We start from the raw sequence: 18058 nt of genomic DNA on the forward strand, positions 1-18058 counted from the left end.
CGGAAAATAGAAATTTTCTGTCTTTTTATACATGAAAGAAAAACGCTTTTTTCATGAGATTTACCCTTTTCACTATTTCCACAGTGTTTTGTTCGTTAATCGAATTATATAATATACTTACATAATAAATTCAAATGATTTTTGACGTATTATTGACAGGATTTTGTCTGAAATATGTCTTTTGTAATTTTTTTGAAATAGAAATTTTATATTATAAAAATATGTTTTTTAAACATACAACCTACTTTTCAAACGATAAAAATCAGAAAATCACTTTATACACTTGACTTTCTATTTAAAAAATGTGGTTCTGGTGCAAAAAACACGTATCCATCACAATAAGAAATATAGCAGTAAACACCACTGCACCTAAAAACAAATCCCTAAGGGGTTTTAACATTTGATGAAATACCTTGAAGGTGTACAAAAAAATGAACGTAAGAAATACGGCCTTAAAGGCGCTCGGCGTCACTTCAGATCTCAAAGCGTTAATTATCAACATTTCAAAGACCCTCAACCAATTTGGTTGGGGGTCTTTTTTTCCTTAAAAGGCCTTTTGAAACAGCACACTTTCACGTGAAGTAGGCTTATACACTTCCTAATAGGAGGTTATTACATAATATATAGTATAACGATGATGTCTAAGGTGCTAGACCGGGGAATTACCTCCACAAATCCAGGGTTATTTGGGTTTAGAAAGACTCTTATTACAAAGGTGCCTTTCAAAAGGATATGTTAATGTTGTAAAAATGTTATATTCGATGTCAAAGGAAGGATCGACGTAAAATCCTTTCATTTTTTGTATATGATGAAAAAAATTTAAAATCGGGGGAGGAATTTATGTTAACGATTTATTTAGTACGTCATGGTGAGACGCAATGGAATACGGAGAATCGCTTACAAGGATGGAAAAACTCTCCGCTTACGGAAAAAGGAATAAGAAATGCTAAATTGTTGGGGAAAAGATTATCGAACATTGAATTTCGTGCCGTTTATTCAAGTCCTAGCGATCGTACCATTCAAACGGCAAAATATATTTGTTCAGGAAGAAACATTCCCATTATAGCGAACGAAAATTTAAAAGAAATAAGTTACGGAGAATGGGAGGGGCAGACAAAGGCAGAGATTGAGAAAAATTTTAAAAAAGAGTATTTCCATTATTGGAACGCTCCTCACCTATACGATCATAGACCACATAAAGGGGAAGCGATCAACGATTTAAAAAAAAGAGTCGAGAATGTTTTAAATAAAATCCTTGCTGAAAATCTCAGTGGTAATGTTCTAATTGTCTCACATGCAGCAACGATTAAAGCTATATTACTCTACACCATGAATATCCCTACCGAAAAAATGTGGGATCCTCCATTCATTTATGGGACAAGTCTTACTGTCTTTCGTTGGGATGGTAAAAGATTCCTATTCGAAATAGTAGGTGATACATCTCATTTTGAAGAGGGTGTTTGATTTTAAGTATAGGTCAAGCACAGGTTGAATTAGATCAAACGGTAAAAGATAACATCAAATTCTCGAACCCTGGTGAAAAGAGGTGAACCGGTAAACGCTAATCTAATTTCTCTCGTGAAGATATATATCCCGCAAATTAATAAAAGAGCGTAAAAAATACGTCCTTAAAGGCGCTCGTCGTGCACCTCAGTTCTCAAATCGTTAATATTATTGGTATATCAACATTTACGGTCCTTTCTCGGATTTCCGAGAAAGGGTTTTTAATTCACAAAATTCCGGTTTAAATACCCTTCCCCAAAAATCCATATAACTTTTAAATACATTTGCTATTTTTTCTTTTACTGTATTTGTCATTGGTTATTGAAGATGAAGGGATGACCATTAGTAGCCCTGGTGGATTTATAGAAGGGATTAATCTTAATAATCTGTTAACCGTTGAGCTGCACGGACGGAATCAAGCTTTAGCAGATGCTCTAAAAAAAATTGGTTTGGCGAAGAGAACTGAGCATGGAATTGATAGGATTTTCGAAGGATTTATTATGTACGGGAGACATGGCCGGATTGTTCAGAGTCTACAAATAGATATGTAAAGTTATTTATTCAACGGGCAAAACTAGGTTTAGCTTTTACTAAAATAATTTCAAATGAAGACAACAGAACAGGAAGATCATTACCTATTTATTCGCTTTTAATATTATCGGCTTTACAAAGTGAGAGCAGACTTGTTATTCATCGAATGGCTGAAATAATTAATATCAATTATAAAACGAGTGACAATTCATTCATTTTATAACTGTAATAAATTTAGAGAAAGAGTGTATACTCCCTTTCTCAGCAATCTGATCACCATTAATGAGGCAGCTTTATTCATTACCTTTATTTTTATATAATTCATAATATTTCGATTGCAACATGTACTCAAGTGATTTGCATACAAGTTATTCTACACTTACCTTACCTTTTAGGATTTATCTGAAAGACTTATTTATTGGTGTAAACCAACCGATTAGGGCGATACCGACTAAAACTCCATAGAAAATCAGAGTCCAAGCTGTACTGTGCGGAAAATGATGATCTAAGATACCAATATCCCTATGGGCAAGGGTAATTACAGCAAGTTTGACACCCACCCATGCAACAATTGCATATGCTGTTGTTTCCAATGCTGGACGTTTTTCAAGAAGCTTTACAAACCAGGTTGCTACAAATTTAATCAAAACAAGGCCAGCAATACCTCCAAGAAGAATAACCAAGAACTGTCCTCCATCCATACCGCCGAAATCTTCTAGCGGTGAATCTGGAAGGCCTAGGGCAAGAGCAACCGCCGCTAGAATTGAATCAATTGCAAAAGCAAGGTCAGCTAGTGCAATCTTCCCAACTGTGGACCAGAAACCTTTACCTGCAGATTCCTTTTCATCGTCCTTATGAATATTCTTATTTTCTTTTCCGAACCGTGCCTGAATGACGTGCTTTAATCCTAGGTAAAGAAGATAAGCCGCTCCTATTGCCTGTATCTCCCAGACATTTGCAATAAACGAAATAGCAAAAAGTACAGCAAATCGAAAAACAAAGGCCGTAATGATTCCGTAATTTATAGCTCTTTTTTTCTGATCTTCGGGTAAATGCTTGGCTATCACTGCTAGTACAAGAGCATTGTCTGCTGATAGCAATCCTTCTAGTCCGATTAGAATTAACAATGCCCAAGCATACTCTAGCCATAATGACTCCATCCACTTCTCTCCTTTCTAAAACTAATAATCATGTAAGGTTAACAATTGAAGAAAGTGATTTATCGAAATTTTCGGGTTTAGTAAGATAAAGAGCTTTATCACTTTCTCTTCTTCCTTCATTAACAAATTTTTTTAACCTTACTTGATTCACACTTGATAAAGCGTTTTCTGCTGAGGCAAAGAATGAGGAAAATAAAAAGAGAAAAATTAAAAGAATGATTGAAAACATCAATATCACCTCCCAAAAATAAATTTTTTATTATAACAGTTTCAAAAATTTAAATAAAATCACAAAAAAAGGGAATATACCCTTTTTGTGAAATCATGCCCACAGACGCCTGGAGCATACATAAGATTTAAAACCTACATTTTTATATCCAGAAATTTGATATAAATCCAAACTCATTTTTGCTTGGATTTGGTTTCAATTATAAACTCAATCATGTCAATTCTTTCACCGGCCGCCACAAAAGAACTACTATTTAATTTATTGGTAAAATGGGCAAGGCCTTCTAGTTTATCGTACTTTACAAATGTGTCAAATCCAGAGATATCTTCTCCACTCATCAATATCTGTTTTACAAGTGTACCTGGAGGGGTTTCTTCCAACAGCCGACAGATTGGGTGAGACAATTTAGTTTCCTCCTTTACTTTCAATTACTTTACTTTATTTCATTCATATAGCCAGGCCTATTATAACTCAGTTTTTGTTTTAAAGTTGAGTTTCGGTTTCGGTATCGGTTTCGGTATCGGTTTCCGTAGCGGTTTCAGTATCAATTTCGGTTTCGGTTTCGGTTCCGGTTTCGCTTTCGGTTTGGTTTCAGCTGCGGATACAAACTCAATTTTGTCAATTTTCTCACATATTACCACAAAAATACCATTAGACTCTTTACTGAAATAAGCAAGGCCTGATAATCTATCAAACTTTACAAATTTTCCAACTCCTGATACTTCTTTTCCATTGATTATTAGTTCTTTTACAAGTGTATATGGTGAGGCTTGTTTCAATAGAAGACGGATAGAATTAGACAATTTGATTTCCTCCTTTGCTTTTAATTATTTTACTTTATTTCATTCATATGAAAGTCCTATTTTTTAGTTCTCGATTTCGGGTATAAACTCAATCATGTCAATTTTTTCAGCGATTGCTACAAAAACACTATTAGATTTATTAGTAAAAAAAGCCAAACCCGTTACTCTATCATACTTTACAAATTCCTCAACTCTTGATACATCTTCTCCATTGATCATTAGTTCTTGTATAAGAGTACCTGGAGGGGTTTGTTCCAATAGCAGACAGATTGGATTAGTCAATTTGATTTCCTCCTTACTTTCAATTACTCTACTATATTCCATACCAGCAGCTTTTGCCTGTGCGTTTATTACAGAATAATAAAATATGCGTTAGTTTAATCGGAATGTTGGGAAAATACTTTTTCCATCCCCTATTAATCTCTCATTTTTTACAGACTCTTTCTTTTAATTTATCAATTGTCCAAGCATTGTAGAGATTTTAATCATATATTGATATCTAAAGGGGGTGAAAAAATGTACCAATTAATGCTATTTATTTCCCTGGCAGTCTTTTTCATTCTTGAGCTGACACTTTTAAGAATACTTTTTGCAAATCAAACTAATAAGATCTTTAACATATTATCTGAAGGCCAAGGATTTGTTCCAGATAATATCTATTCAGAGAAAAATATGAATCCAAACTCTGTTTTAATTCGAGCATTTAACCCGAAAAAATACTAGTAATTCCGTAAAAGGTTAAACCTTTGCATTGCATGTTCATGGTAAAAAATATCAATTAATTAGAAAGGAGGTTAAAGGTGCTAGAATTATTTCTCTTTCTGCTATTTATAGGATTATTCATTTATGGAATGTTCTTATTTAGCAAGGGACTATTTAATTTTTCAGGACAATCCCTTAATAAATGGCTATTTACTATAACGGGTGCGCCATGGAAAGGTCTAATAATAGGTGCTCTAGTCACAGCTGTTCTAAATAGCAGTTCTGCAGTAATGATCATTACAATTGGGCTTATTTCCGCCAGAAAACTGACATTTCCACAAGCCATTGGAATTATACTCGGTACTAATATTGGTACAACTGTAGATGCAGAAATTATTACGCTAGACATTGATTCGCTCATCATTCCTATGGCAGTTATCGGTGGAGTATTTGCATTGATAAAAGGAAAAATCCTCCGCAGTTCAGGGTTTATTTTACTTGGTTTAGCTGCCGTTTTTGGAGCTATGTGGGGATTTGAATATTTGGCATCTTCATTGTTAGAAATGGAATTTATTAACCGATTACTTCTAACTCTAGGTAATAATTCCTTTTATGCTGTTTTAGCCGGAATAGTAATTGCAGGAATGATTCAATCAAGCAGTGCTACTGTAGGAATTACAATGGGATTCCTTACGTCAGGTGTTATGGAGTTAGATACAGCAGTTGCGATTATGCTGGGGGCTAATATTGGTACATGTGTAGATGTATTATTTGCTGGTTATATCTCACGTACAAAGGAATCGCTACTTACTGCCTGGGCTCATGTATGGATTAATATATTAGGAGTTGCTGTATTTTTCCCTTTCATAGGATGGCTTACTGACCTTGGTCAACTACTGTCCTCCCATCCAGATGTTCAGCTAGCACATGTTAGCGTTATCTTTAATGTATTAGTTTCACTTCTATTCCTGCCATTTACAAATCAATTTGCAAAATTTATTTTAAAAATACACGATCGTAAAAAGAACCCTTCGTTATAAGGCCCAGGGGCAAAGTAGCAAATAGTGATACGTTATTTCTACTCTGTCCCATTCATGTGTTTTACTAGTTATATGGTTTTGGTGCAAAAACCTTAAAACAATTGTAATTAATCTCTGAAGCTTAGACATACTGATACTATTACTCTTAAAAAGGACATGATCAGTATGGAAAAGCAAAACATAAAAAACGCCGATTATGCAGTATTCTCCTGCTTCATCAGCGTTTTTTCAGAGTATAAAATTAAAAATCATATTCCGCATCTTTTATTTGGCGAATGCCTGCATATGCGTCAACAAGTAGTACTGTATCTTCCACTAAACGCTCCATCCGGAAAAGAATATCATCATTGATGATTTCTTTTCGGTGGAAATCTTTTTCTTCAATAAATACATACGTTGGGACAATATGCGCCTTCATATAGGATAAAATTGGTTTTAACTGCTGCTCCACCATTAAATAATGCTTCGCTGTTCCAGCTGTAACAAGCATGCTCACCACTTTATCTCGAAAAGCGTTAACTGGTAATAAATCAAAAATATTTTTTAATGTCGCTGGAATAGATGCTTGAAATGTTGGTGTACCAATAATAATCGCATCTGCTGCCATGATTGTTTCCGTTACATACTTTGTATCCCCTTCATATTCCCAATAATTTCGCCCATCACTAAAGACCATTTCATATTCTGCAAGGTCTAGTAATGTGATTTCTGCATTAGGATATTTTTCACCCGCTAATTTCAACGTATAATCTATCGCTGTTCTTGTTTTAGATCCTACATTAGAACCCGCAATTCCTACGATTTTCATTCTGTTCACTCCTTATTGTTTCGCTGTATGTTTCTTAATAGTTGGTATTACTTTTGTGGCAATCAACTCAATGTTTTTCGCTACCTTTTCAAATGGTACGCCGCCAAAGTCAATTTGTGCTATAAAACGCTGCTGACCATATAATTCATGTTGATATAGTACTTTTTCAATAATTTGCTCTGGGCTACCAATCATTAGTGCATCTCGATAATCTGTAGCTTGTGCGAATTGTTGCTTTGGATAGCCTCCGCCACGTAATGCGAGCATTCCAGCATTAATATGTGGATAATACTCACGAAGTGCATCTTGTGAATTTTCTGCTGTATACAATAAACTTGTAGTTGCAATTGGTAAAGTTGCTGGATCAAAACCACTTTGCTCTGCTGCTTCACGGTACGCATCTACCGATCCCTTAAAGTTGATAGCAGGACCACCAAGTGTTGTCAGCATCATCGGTACACCCGCATATCCAGCCTTAATTGCGCTAGCAGGTGGGCCACCTACTGCACGCCAAATCGGCATATATCCACCTTCTGGTTGCGGCAAAATGGTTGAATTTTTCAGTGGAGCACGAAATTGACCTTCCCACGTTACTTTTTCCTCATTATTTAACTTCAGCAATAGCTCCATTTTTTCTTCAAATAACTCTTCATAATCACGCACATCATAACCAAGCAACTCATATGCACCTACACGTGAACCACGTCCAGCAACAATTTCAGCTCTGCCGTTTGAAATTAAATCAAGTGTAGCAAAATCTTCGTATACACGAACAGGATCCGATGTACTTAACACTGTTGCCGAACTAGCAATTTTAATATTTTTTGTTGCCTGTGCAATTGCCCCTAAAATGACCGTATGGGCCTGAGTTGTAAAGTAAGTTTGATGGCTTTCCCCAACAGCAAATACATCAAGTCCTGCTTCATCGGCTAACTTACTTGCCTCAATTAATTCTCGAATGCGCTGCTCTGCACTAATTTTTGAACCTGTATGTGGATTTGGTATGTGATCCCCAATCGAATATAAACCAAACTCAATCCCTTTACTTGTATCTATACGATATTGTTTCATCATTTCTCTCTCCTTTTTAATCAAGTGGTGTTAACTTCCCTTCAATTTCTGCACGTCGTTCTTCTAAAAATGGTGGTAAATCTAACGCTTTACCAAGTTCCTCCACTTTTGAATCTATAGTAAACCCAGGTCCATCTGTTGCAATTTCAAATAAAATACCATTGGATTCCCGGAAATATAAACTTTGAAAATAAAAACGGTCTACAATCCCTGTTGAATGAAATCCATTTTCTTTAACAACCTCTTCCCAATAACGCAACTCTTCTTCCTTTTTCACTCGGATTGCTAAATGATGAATACTTCCTCTCCCAGGCTTTTCCTTTGGTCCTTCTTTTTGTTTCACAACAATTTCTCCAAATGACTGTCCACGAACAGCCTGGTAAATTGCCTCTCCATCAGAACGAGATGCTTCTACATAACCAAACATATCCTTTAATGTTTTCCCTAAACTTTCTAAGTCTCGTACTGTGATTTCAACACTTCCCATTCCTAAAATACGATGCTCTTGATTTACAACAGAATCATCCCACGCAGACCAATACGCTGGTACCTCTTCATCTTTATTATTTAACAATACCAATCGTAATCCATCTGGATCTTCAAAATGTAAAGCATCTCGACCACCATATGTTGTAATTTCACTATGCTTTACATCCAATTGTTCAAATCGTTTTTTCCAAAACGTAAGACTTTCAAGCGATGGAACAAGTAAACCAATTTGTGTGATTGCATTTGTACCACCAGTTGTTCTTCCTGCCATAGGCATTTCAAAAAATGAAAGTTCTGTTCCCGCACTACCTGTTAAATCTCCATAAAATAAATGATACATTTTAGGATTATCTTGATTCACAGTCTTTTTTACGCGGCGTAGACCTAATACGTTTTGATAAAATTGATTATTCAGTTGAGCATCTTTAGTTATCATTGAGATATGATGATGTCCAAGAATTTTATACATTTTTGTTCCTCCTTTTATCATTTGATTAATCAAGTGATAGTGTAAAAAAATTACTCAGACGGTAATTCTTTTTTTACACTATTTTTATGGACACGTGTTATCAACTTATATAGTGTTTCTTGTTCTTCTTCGTTCAATACATCATTAAAAAATGATGATTGAAATGCAACTTGTTCAGGTAATGCTTTTTCTAAAATAGATTCAGCTTTGCCTGTAAGACTAATCATTTTTGTTTTCCAATCTTGCTTACGGACAATGTACCCTTCTTTTTCAAGGCGCGTTAGCATACGCGAAATGCCACCTTGCGTAACCGTAACTTTTTCAGCTAACTCCATTTGCGTAAGTGGCTGATAAATTCGAATTTGCATGAGTACATCGAATTGAGCAGTCGTTAAATCAAAGCGTTTTAAAAAATCATTTGACAACTGATTACTTTGGTTTGTGAAACGAATTAAGCGTAACCAAATTAACGATCCTATCGTATTTTCACGCATTTCGAATACCTCCTCATCACTGATCTCACCATCACTTTACTACTCAATTGATAAAATTGCAAGCAAAAAAATTTATCAATTGAAACCTCCATCAGCAGAAGATTCTCCCGCTGATGGCTAACTCTTACCTAACTTCCGCATCCCTTTCTAAACCTTGAGATAAAGTTTCATGCGCTATGTTCAACTTCCTTGCCTTTCTCTGTCTTTTTATTTTGTACTACCTTTCTTATTTTTTTCATTGTTCCAACCAACCCTGTCGGGAAACCTAATAACACAATAATATAAAGTAGCCCAAGGAAAATGGTCCATCTTTCAAAGATTGGATACTGCGTCGCCAGTTCTGATAAATAATACTTTAGAGATTCAATAATTCCTGCTCCTGCAATTGCCCCAATTAATGTTCCAACTCCCCCAATCATTGCCATCAATAGAGCATTCAAAGTCATTTCAATTGAAAAAACAGTTGTATTTACAAAACGTAATGTAATAACAAATAAACCACCGCTAATCGCTGCTACTATTCCCGCAACTATACTCGCAATAATTTTATAGTGAAGAACCTCATATCCAAGTGCTTCTACCCGTTGCTCATTTTGCGAAATTGCCTTCAAAACTTTTCCGATAGAAGATTGAGTAAATAAGCGAAGCAATAAAAAAATCACAAGTAGACATACGAGTGTAATATAGTAAAATGTGAGGCGGTCACGAAACATATCAGGTACCCCGAATGTAAAGCCATCTCCTCCATGTGTCACAGCTCGCCATTTTTCAGCCAGTACAAAGAATAATTGGGAAATAGCCAGTGTTAACATTGCATAAAAATGACTTTTTAGTCGTAAAGAGAGCAATCCTATTATATAACTCACTATCGCTGATAATAGAACCGCTATCCCAATGCCCATAAAAAAACTGGAGATCGAAACTTCTTGTCGATCTAATAAAAGCGCGACACAATAAGCACCGATTCCAAAAAACATACAATGACCAAATGAAACAATTCCTGTATACCCAAGAAGAAGATCAAAACTCATTGCAAATATAGCGAAGATGAAAATTTGTGTGAACAAAATAAGTAAGCTTCGTGAATCATTTACAAAAGGAAATACACTTAAACAAATCAATGCAGCTATTCCAAAATATATCCCACCTCGATTAAATGTACTGTTCACCATTTCACCCCTTCTCACCAACAAGTCCCGTCGGTTTGACTATTAAGAAAAACAATAACATTAACATATTGATTGCGAGTGATAAATCAGGTATATAATACGCCGTAAACGCTCCAGCCAATCCAACAATTAAAGATGCAATCGCCGAACCTTGCACGCTACCCAATCCTCCGATAATGACAACAATAAAAGCTAAAATCGCATACTGCATACCCATTTCAGCAAAAATAACTCCTGAATATGGCGCAAGAAGAAAACCTCCTAACGCTGCCATTCCTGCCCCTAATAAAAAGACAAATGAAAATATAGCCTTTACGTTAATGCCAAGAGCTTGCACCATCTCCTTATCCATTACACCCGCACGAATCATAAGTCCTATTTTTGTTTTACGTAATAACAACATCAAACCAATATAAATCACGACCCCAACGACAATAACAAATAAGCGATACTTAATTAATATAATTCCATCAAATGTAAAGCTTCCTTGCAGCCATGATGGTAATTTAGCTCCAATGGGATTCGGTCCCCAAAATACTTTTATACATTCACTAAGTACGAGCATTCCACCGAGTGTAACGAGAAGCTGCCGAACATGATTTCCATAGACCGGACGAATGAGAAATCTTTCTAAAACGAAACCAAGAAACATTCCCATCAAAATCGCACCTATTAATGCAAGTACATAACTACCCGTCATGTTGAATAGCCATACCCCCGTAAAAGCTCCCCATGCAAACAATCCACCATGAGCAAAATTGAGCACACTCATTAAACCGAAAATTAGTGAAAGTCCAGATGCTAATAAAAAAATAAGCATACCTGTCGAAACACCGTTTACAAACAAATTCACTAACACATCCACGTTCTATACCTCCTTCCGTATCAATGTTAAGAAATCCCTAAATACTTATGACAAGTTTCCTTATCTTCTTTCAGTTCATTCATTGGGCCGTTGTGCACGATTGTGCCATTATCCATAATGTAAAAATAATCACCTATCTGGCTTGCCATCATAAAATTTTGTTCCACAAGCAAAACTGTTGTTTTCTCTTTCATTTGCAAAATGGCTGACATTAACTTCTCAATCATAATTGGCGCTAATCCTTTACTTGGCTCATCAATTAATAGCAACCCATCACTATTAATGAACGCCCTTGAAATCGCCAGCATTTGCTTTTGTCCTCCGCTCAACAACCCGCTTTTTTTATGCCAATATTGTTTTAAATCTGGAAATAAATCGAGCATCCATTCTACTTTTCCCGCGACCTCTATCCCTTTCTTCGCTCCCGCAAGAGCAAATGTTTCTTCTACCGTTAAATCATGAAAAATCCCTTGATTTTCTGGCACATAGCCTATTCCTTTTCGCGAAATTAGATGAGTAGATAAACCATTTACTTTTTCATCACAATAATAAATCTCGCCATTAGAAATCCGATGAAATCCCATAATTGAACGTAAAGTTGTTGTTTTTCCAGCCCCATTTCTCCCAAATAATACGGTGATCGTTCCTGTTTCAACCTTAAAAGAAACACCTTGCAAAATATGAAACTGATCCAAATATGTTTCTATATTATCCACTTTTAATAGTGTCACCCTGCAATCCCCCTAAATATGCCGTTTGTACCCGCTCATCCTTCATAATATCCTTCGGCAACCCTTCCGCTAATAATTCACCATGAAATAACACAATAAGGTGATCTGATAAATGTAGAACCATATCCATTTTGTGCTCGATGAGTACAATCGTATTCTCCCGATTTTTCTTTATATTCTCGATTACTTGTAGAATAGCTGGAACTTCCTCAACAGAAATACCCGCTGTCGGTTCATCAAGTAGCAACACATCTGTTTTGAGTGCTAGCAGCATAGCCAGTTCTAATTTTCTCTTTTCCCCATGCGCTAAATCTTTCGCTAGCACTTCTTCTTTTTCGTGAAGTAATACTGTCTTCAAAAGACGTCTCGCCTCTCCCATCTGTTGCTTAAATCGAGAGAAGTTGGGAAGAAAACTATAATAATCTTGAGCAAACGCCTGTACACTTAAACGTATATTTTCAATCACTGTCAACTCTGGAAAAATATTTGTAAGTTGGAAAGAGCGTCCCATCCCAAGACGAGTTCGCTCTGGAACCGATAACTTTGTAATGTCACGTTCTTTAAAATAAATCTCACCTTTTGTTGGAGAAATTTGCCCACTTAACAAGTTAAATAGTGTTGTTTTCCCTGCTCCGTTCGGTCCAATAATAGAAATAAGTTTTCCTTTTGGTATTGTCAAATTTATATTTTTAATAACATGGTGGTCACCAAATGAGACACAAAGATTCCGAGTCTCTAATAGGTTCTTCACTCTATCCCTCCTCATAAGGAATTTTTATTATTCATTTCAAAAACTAACTATAAAGAGAGGGAACAACCCTCTCTTTATATAATTTTTAACTAAAAATTCTGGTTATTTACTTTGAATCGGTGGCTCTGTTTCTTTCATTGTCAGTTCACGCTCTAAAACAGGTACTGGATAATCGACACCATCTTGTTTTTGCAGCGTTATAGAATAAAGCGTTTGCAATGCTTGGTGGTCTTTTTCTCTAAATTTCATTTTTCCCTTTGGAGTCTCAAACTCCATTCCTTCCATCTTCTTAATAAGCGTATCCACATCTGTATCACCTTTTGTTTTCTTTAACCCTTCAACGATAGAAATTGCCGCTGACATTCCTCCAGCTGTAAACAAATCTGGAACTGCTCCATTGAAACGTTTCTTATGTTCTTCTACTAACCAATCGTTTACTTTATTTTTCGGAAGTGTATGATAATATACTGAAAATCCTTGCATACCTACTAATGCATCCATCGTTTTTAATGCTGGTATATCCGGTGCTCCCGTTGAAATCTTAATCCCTTGTGCTTCCACATTCATATCCTTTAATTGCTTCCATGGTGAGTTCGCACCGGCCCAAACAATAAATAAATAATCTGGGTTTGAACTAATAATATTTTGAATATTCGCAGTAAAATCCGTAGAATTCGTATCAGCATATTGTTCGTTTACAATATTCGCACCTAATTTCTTCGCACCTGTTTTAAATGCAGCAATTCCTTCACGACCATAGGCGTTATCCTGAGCTAACGTTGCAATTTTTACACCTTTTTTAGCAATGGCTGCAGCACCAGCAACTGCATCTTGAGAGGAGTTTCTTCCCGTTCTAAAAATATATTTATTCCAGTTTTTACCTGTTATACTATCTGCAACTGCCGGTTCAACAACCATTATTTTTTCATATTCCTCAGCTATTGGTAACACCGCTAATGTATCACTTGAACTTGAAGATCCAACGAGAAAGTCCACTTTATCTTCTTCTAATAATTTCGTAGCTTTTTTAACCGCTACATCCGCTTTCGTTTCCGTATCTTCTACAACAAACTTAATTTTCTTCCCTTCAACTTTTCCTGTTCCGCCAGTTGCATAATCAAGCCCCAATTCAAATCCGTTTACTGTCTGTTTCCCATATGATTCAAGTGGACCTGTTAACGAAGCAAGAACACCTACCTTAATCATTTTCTCGTTGTCTGTACTTGCTTTTTTTCCTGAACAGCCGGCTGTTATTAACAATGAACCAAGAATACATCCCGTAAACACCATTTTTAGCCACTTACGTTTTTTTGCTGACATTGTGATCCTCCCCATACTTTACTTTCTAATAGAATCAAATACGCCATAGCAGTAAATCAGCCGTAATCATGACTTTTCGCTTTTAACAATATGAACTAGATGATCAATAGAAATTTCTCGAAGTACCTCTACATTCGCCAGACATTTCCAAATACCTCCCAATACATTTGTAAATATTCATACAATTATTTGAATTATACATTTCATTCCTTGAATAAATAATAGCCATTCTCCTACCATCTAATGACAGTTGCTGCCCAAGTATATCCAGTACCAGCGCTAACTGCTACTGCAATATCACCAGGTTGTAATTTACCTTGCTCATTCGCAAAATGAAGGCCAATACAAGGATCTAGTGCTGACATATGTCCATAATGATCTAAATATACAACTTGTTCTTCCACTAAATGTAGTGAATGTAATAACTCCTTTAGCATGGAACGTTTTGTATGTAGTGGTAGTAATACTTTAATATCCTTAGTAGTTAATCCACTTTTGTTCAAAGCTTGTCGAATAACGTTTTCAAAATTTGGAATTGAAACAAGGTCAAGACGCTCCTTCATACTCATTGGATCGATAACATCAATATAATGTTGACGTTTTTCAACAGTCTCATAGCTAGCAAATTGCTTTGATCCACCGGCGGGAATGCGAACATCCTCATGAAAAGATCCGTTTGTTATAATCGCACTTTCTAAAATTCTACCTTTTCTGGCTCCTCGTTTTACTAATGCCGCACTCCCACCATCGGCAAAATTAAACATAAAACGAGAGCGCGGGTTATCGTAATCTATAATTTGAGATTCTTTACACCCGCCTACTAATAAAATATTTTCAATGGATTTATCAGAATTCAACATATCTTTCGCAACTTTTAAAGCAATTGGAAAACACGAACTGACATTCATGATTTCAAAAGCATAAGCATTTTTTGTTCCAAGCTCATACTGAATCTTCGGGGCACTTGACCATACGTGGTAATCTTTATGTGGACTGCCAAAATAGATAACTACATCGATGGCTAGAGGATCAACCTTTGATAAAATGGGTTTGGCTGCTGCAATTGCTAAATCTGAAGCATGCATCGTGTCATCGGCTACATGTTTTTCATATAAACCAAACTTTTCTATTATAACGTTTTCAGGAATACCTGTTTTACCAGCTAAATCAGCCGCTGTTTCAACATCTTTTGGGAAGAACACACCAGTTGCTTCAATCCCAATATTCATCATATCAATCCCCCTTCGTTTGGGACCATCATTGTAGCTAAACCAGTTAACACTAAATCCCCTCTTTGATTATGGCAATCTGTTACCAATTTTATAATTCTCTTCTCCTTAAAAAATTCTTGGACAGTAGCTGTCGCTGTAATCGTATCTCCTATAAAAACAGGAGCTGTAAAACGAATCGTTTGCTCCATATAAACAGAGCCCTTCCCTGGCAAATGGACCCCTAACAGTTGCGATAACAAACTTGAAGTTAATAACCCATGCGCAATTCGCTGATTAAATCTAGTTTGCTTCGCATACTCATGATCGATATGGATTGGATTAAAATCACCACTCAAACCAGCAAATAGTACAAAATCCGTTTCTGTTATCGTTTTGCTACATGATGCCTGTTGCCCAATCGTATACATTGTCATCTTTTCAATTGATTCAATAACTCCATCTTTTGAATTTTCCCCGTTGCATTTTTAGGTAATTTCTCTAGAAATATAATTTCTTTTGGAATTTTATATTTTGCTAGAAATAAACAACAATGATCGACTATTTCCTTTTCAGTTAACCTGCTTCCAACCACCTTTACTATAAAAGCAATTGGAACCTCACCCCATTTTGAATGTGGCGCTCCAACAACAGCTACTTCATCTACTTCTAAAAGTTTACTAATAACTTGCTCTACTTCAAGAGGATAAATATTTTCTCCACCTGAAATCATCATCTCTTTTTTTCTGCCAACAATGTATAGAAAACCTTCCTCATCTTCCCTTGCTAAATCACCTGTATATAACCAGTCATCTTGAATTGTTTCCATAGTTGCTTCCGGTCTATTCCAGTATTCTTTCATTACATTTGGCCCTTTTATAATTAACTCTCCAATTTCACCTATATCCACTTTATTTCTATTTTCATCAATAAGCATATAATCACAATACAGCACAGGCTTTCCAATTGAACCTGCCTTACGTTTTGCATTCTCTTCAGAAAGCATAAACACAGTAGGTGAGGTTTCTGTCATGCCAAATCCTTGCCCAAATAAAAATCCTCTATCCATAAATCCTTTAATCAATTCTTGTGGACATGGTGCTCCCCCATTATAAAACCACCGAACAGATTGTAAATTTGTCGTTTCAAAAGTTGAACAATGGAGCAAAGCTTGATGAATTGTCGGGACTCCCATCACCACAGTGACTTGATGTTCTTCTATCATAGAAAGAACTTTAACGGGTTCAAATTTTCTTGGAATAATAATTGTTCCACCTACAAATAAAGTAGGAAAAGCAAATAAGCCAATCCCCCCAATATGGAATAAGGGAAGTAATACAATAACCCGATCCTTAGACGTTAAATCAATCGCTAACATATTATGAAGTGCGTTCCAAAACATATTTTTTTGTGTTAATACCGCTCCCTTCGGCTTCCCAGTTGTTCCCGATGTATAACAGATAATAAAAGGAGCGCTTTCATTCATTACATCAAAAGAGTTCAGAATGTTCTCTTCTAAATCTTTTAAGCACGCAATCGGAATAACTCTTTCTATACTAGATTCCTCTGCTATAGATTGTGCAATTTCTTGAAATGTTTCTTCTGCAAATAAAACGGTAGATCCACTATCTTGTAACTGAAAAACAAGTTCACTTTTCGTTAATCGTGTATTAAGAGGAACAGCAATACATCCTATCTTCGCTATCGCAAATAAAAGAACAATGTACTCCCATCGATTTTGTGACAAAATAGCAATTCGATCCCCTCTTTTTCTCCCTAACTTCAAAGTCAAATATGAAGCTACTTTACTCACATACTGATGCAGTTTTTTATAAGTTAGTTTTTCATCTTCAGCAATAACAGCAATGCGCTCTGGATGTAAATATGCACGCTTTTCAACCCAATAGGCAATGCCTTTCATATATTTCTCCCTCCTATCTTTTTCGCAACCCTTCAAATATTAATGACATTGCTGTCTCAAAAACCTCTTCAGGAACATCTTGTTCTTCCCAATATCCCCAGCGCATACCAAGGAATTGACCGATCGACATGAGACAGTATGCAATTGTTTCTTGATCAAGTTCTTTAAATTCTCCTGCTTTCATACCAGCAGACAAACTTTTTAAAAATCCAGTTGCAAGTCTCGAATAATACCATCTGTACATCTCCTCATCAACAACAACTGCTTGTTGCACAATGCTATATAAATTCCGACGCTTTTTTACCCAACGAAAAAACGCTTGAAATCCTTTCCGCTGCGCTTCTTCATAACCGATTACTCCCTTCATTTCCTCTCTAATTGTCAAGCGTAATTCACGGTTAAATCTACGAATGAGTTCATCAAATATATCTTTTTTTGCTGGAAAGTAATTATAAAATGTTCCGTGTGCCACCTTCGCTTCTTGTGTAATATTCACAATAGACGCCTCATAATACCCCTTACTACCAAACACTTCTTCCGCAGCACATAATAGTTTTTCCCTTGTTTCTAATCCTTTGGGTGTTAAGTTTTTTACATCCACTATTATTTTTTCTGACACCTGAATCACCTCTTAAATTTGATTATAAGTATTTAACTGAATTTTACAACTATTTTATTTAGATAAAATTCGACACTATAAAAAATACAATTTATTGCTAATAAAAAACATCTTGGAAGTAAAGAGCACGCCCTTACCTACAAGATGTTTGCTTGAAATATACTATTCACTTCGT

At 35.8% G+C, this 18058-nt stretch carries 22 protein-coding genes; 4 read left to right on the plus strand and 18 right to left on the minus strand.

Translation table 11 applies throughout. From position 1 onward, the window contains the following. The first annotated feature begins 840 nt into the window (after positions 1-840). A complete protein-coding gene (locus KFD70_RS15535; RefSeq protein WP_336453582.1) occupies positions 841-1464 on the plus strand; it encodes a histidine phosphatase family protein in 624 nt (207 codons plus the stop codon). A gap of 374 nt (positions 1465-1838) precedes the next feature. Continuing rightward, positions 1839-2054, plus strand: a complete 216-nt coding sequence (locus KFD70_RS15540) for an ATP-binding protein (protein ID WP_336453583.1) — start codon at positions 1839-1841, stop codon at positions 2052-2054. A 378-nt stretch (positions 2055-2432) separates the two neighbouring features. Here the strand turns inward: KFD70_RS15540 and KFD70_RS15545 are convergent, their stop codons facing one another. The 5 genes from KFD70_RS15545 to KFD70_RS15565 form a co-directional block, all read right to left on the minus strand. Beyond that, entirely contained in the window at positions 2433-3194 is a 762-nt protein-coding gene (locus KFD70_RS15545; protein ID WP_336453584.1) for a TerC family protein, read from the minus strand. 28 nt (positions 3195-3222) lie between these two features. Then, complete coding sequence (locus KFD70_RS15550; protein WP_336453585.1) at positions 3223-3423, minus strand: CNNM domain-containing protein; 201 nt, start codon at positions 3421-3423, stop codon at positions 3223-3225. A 173-nt stretch (positions 3424-3596) separates the two neighbouring features. After that, positions 3597-3827, minus strand: coding sequence for a hypothetical protein (locus tag KFD70_RS15555; protein ID WP_336453586.1), 231 nt, complete (start codon positions 3825-3827; stop codon positions 3597-3599). A 60-nt stretch (positions 3828-3887) separates the two neighbouring features. Continuing rightward, positions 3888-4226, minus strand: coding sequence for a hypothetical protein (locus KFD70_RS15560; protein WP_336453587.1), 339 nt, complete (start codon positions 4224-4226; stop codon positions 3888-3890). Between the two features lie 63 nt (positions 4227-4289). Beyond that, entirely contained in the window at positions 4290-4508 is a 219-nt protein-coding gene (locus tag KFD70_RS15565; RefSeq protein ID WP_336453588.1) for a hypothetical protein, read from the minus strand. 234 nt (positions 4509-4742) lie between these two features. On the opposite strand from KFD70_RS15565, the gene KFD70_RS15570 reads away from it, so the two are divergent. Together KFD70_RS15570 and KFD70_RS15575 are read left to right on the plus strand one after the other, a co-directional pair. Further along, positions 4743-4949: a hypothetical protein gene (locus KFD70_RS15570; protein ID WP_336453589.1), complete on the plus strand. Its 207-nt coding sequence runs from the start codon at positions 4743-4745 to the stop codon at positions 4947-4949. Positions 4950-5026: 77 nt separating this feature from the next. Next, entirely contained in the window at positions 5027-5968 is a 942-nt protein-coding gene (locus tag KFD70_RS15575) for a Na/Pi symporter (protein ID WP_336453590.1), read from the plus strand. Between the two features lie 241 nt (positions 5969-6209). Here KFD70_RS15575 and KFD70_RS15580 read toward each other — a convergent pair whose 3' ends face one another. The 13 genes from KFD70_RS15580 to KFD70_RS15640 all read right to left on the minus strand — a co-directional run bounded on the left by KFD70_RS15580 (position 6210) and on the right by KFD70_RS15640 (position 17883). Next, entirely contained in the window at positions 6210-6776 is a 567-nt protein-coding gene (locus KFD70_RS15580; protein ID WP_336453591.1) for an NADPH-dependent FMN reductase, read from the minus strand. A gap of 12 nt (positions 6777-6788) precedes the next feature. Further along, complete coding sequence (locus tag KFD70_RS15585; RefSeq protein WP_336453592.1) at positions 6789-7847, minus strand: LLM class flavin-dependent oxidoreductase; 1059 nt, start codon at positions 7845-7847, stop codon at positions 6789-6791. 16 nt (positions 7848-7863) lie between these two features. Next, entirely contained in the window at positions 7864-8805 is a 942-nt protein-coding gene (locus tag KFD70_RS15590) for a ring-cleaving dioxygenase (protein WP_336453593.1), read from the minus strand. 50 nt (positions 8806-8855) lie between these two features. After that, entirely contained in the window at positions 8856-9299 is a 444-nt protein-coding gene (locus KFD70_RS15595) for a MarR family winged helix-turn-helix transcriptional regulator (protein WP_336453594.1), read from the minus strand. Between the two features lie 167 nt (positions 9300-9466). Continuing rightward, positions 9467-10471: a branched-chain amino acid ABC transporter permease gene (locus KFD70_RS15600; RefSeq protein ID WP_336453595.1), complete on the minus strand. Its 1005-nt coding sequence runs from the start codon at positions 10469-10471 to the stop codon at positions 9467-9469. A 1-nt stretch (position 10472) separates the two neighbouring features. Further along, positions 10473-11333 (minus strand): branched-chain amino acid ABC transporter permease, encoded by an 861-nt coding sequence (locus tag KFD70_RS15605; protein ID WP_336453596.1) that lies wholly within the window; start codon positions 11331-11333, stop codon positions 10473-10475. Between the two features lie 26 nt (positions 11334-11359). After that, a complete protein-coding gene (locus KFD70_RS15610; RefSeq protein WP_336453597.1) occupies positions 11360-12064 on the minus strand; it encodes a branched-chain amino acid ABC transporter ATP-binding protein in 705 nt (234 codons plus the stop codon). After that, positions 12042-12815: an ABC transporter ATP-binding protein gene (locus tag KFD70_RS15615; RefSeq protein ID WP_336453598.1), complete on the minus strand. Its 774-nt coding sequence runs from the start codon at positions 12813-12815 to the stop codon at positions 12042-12044. Before KFD70_RS15615 ends, KFD70_RS15610 begins: the two co-directional genes overlap by 23 nt. Positions 12816-12917: 102 nt before the next feature. Next, positions 12918-14135: a substrate-binding domain-containing protein gene (locus tag KFD70_RS15620; RefSeq protein WP_431613216.1), complete on the minus strand. Its 1218-nt coding sequence runs from the start codon at positions 14133-14135 to the stop codon at positions 12918-12920. A gap of 233 nt (positions 14136-14368) precedes the next feature. Continuing rightward, complete coding sequence (locus KFD70_RS15625; protein ID WP_336453621.1) at positions 14369-15364, minus strand: 3-oxoacyl-ACP synthase; 996 nt, start codon at positions 15362-15364, stop codon at positions 14369-14371. Beyond that, the gene (locus KFD70_RS15630) at positions 15364-15780 is read right to left on the minus strand and encodes a MaoC family dehydratase (RefSeq protein WP_336453600.1); all 417 of its coding nucleotides are present in this window, start codon (positions 15778-15780) and stop codon (positions 15364-15366) included. Before KFD70_RS15630 ends, KFD70_RS15625 begins: the two co-directional genes overlap by 1 nt. Beyond that, a complete protein-coding gene (locus KFD70_RS15635) occupies positions 15777-17264 on the minus strand; it encodes an o-succinylbenzoate--CoA ligase (protein ID WP_431613217.1) in 1488 nt (495 codons plus the stop codon). The genes KFD70_RS15630 and KFD70_RS15635 overlap by 4 nt, the downstream gene beginning before the upstream one ends. Before the next feature lie 13 nt (positions 17265-17277). Then, the gene (locus tag KFD70_RS15640; RefSeq protein ID WP_336453602.1) at positions 17278-17883 is read right to left on the minus strand and encodes a TetR/AcrR family transcriptional regulator; all 606 of its coding nucleotides are present in this window, start codon (positions 17881-17883) and stop codon (positions 17278-17280) included. Positions 17884-18058 lie beyond the last annotated feature (175 nt).

The organism is Bacillus pfraonensis (assembly GCF_050768835.1).
Lineage (GTDB): Bacteria > Bacillota > Bacilli > Bacillales > Bacillaceae_G > Bacillus_A > Bacillus_A pfraonensis.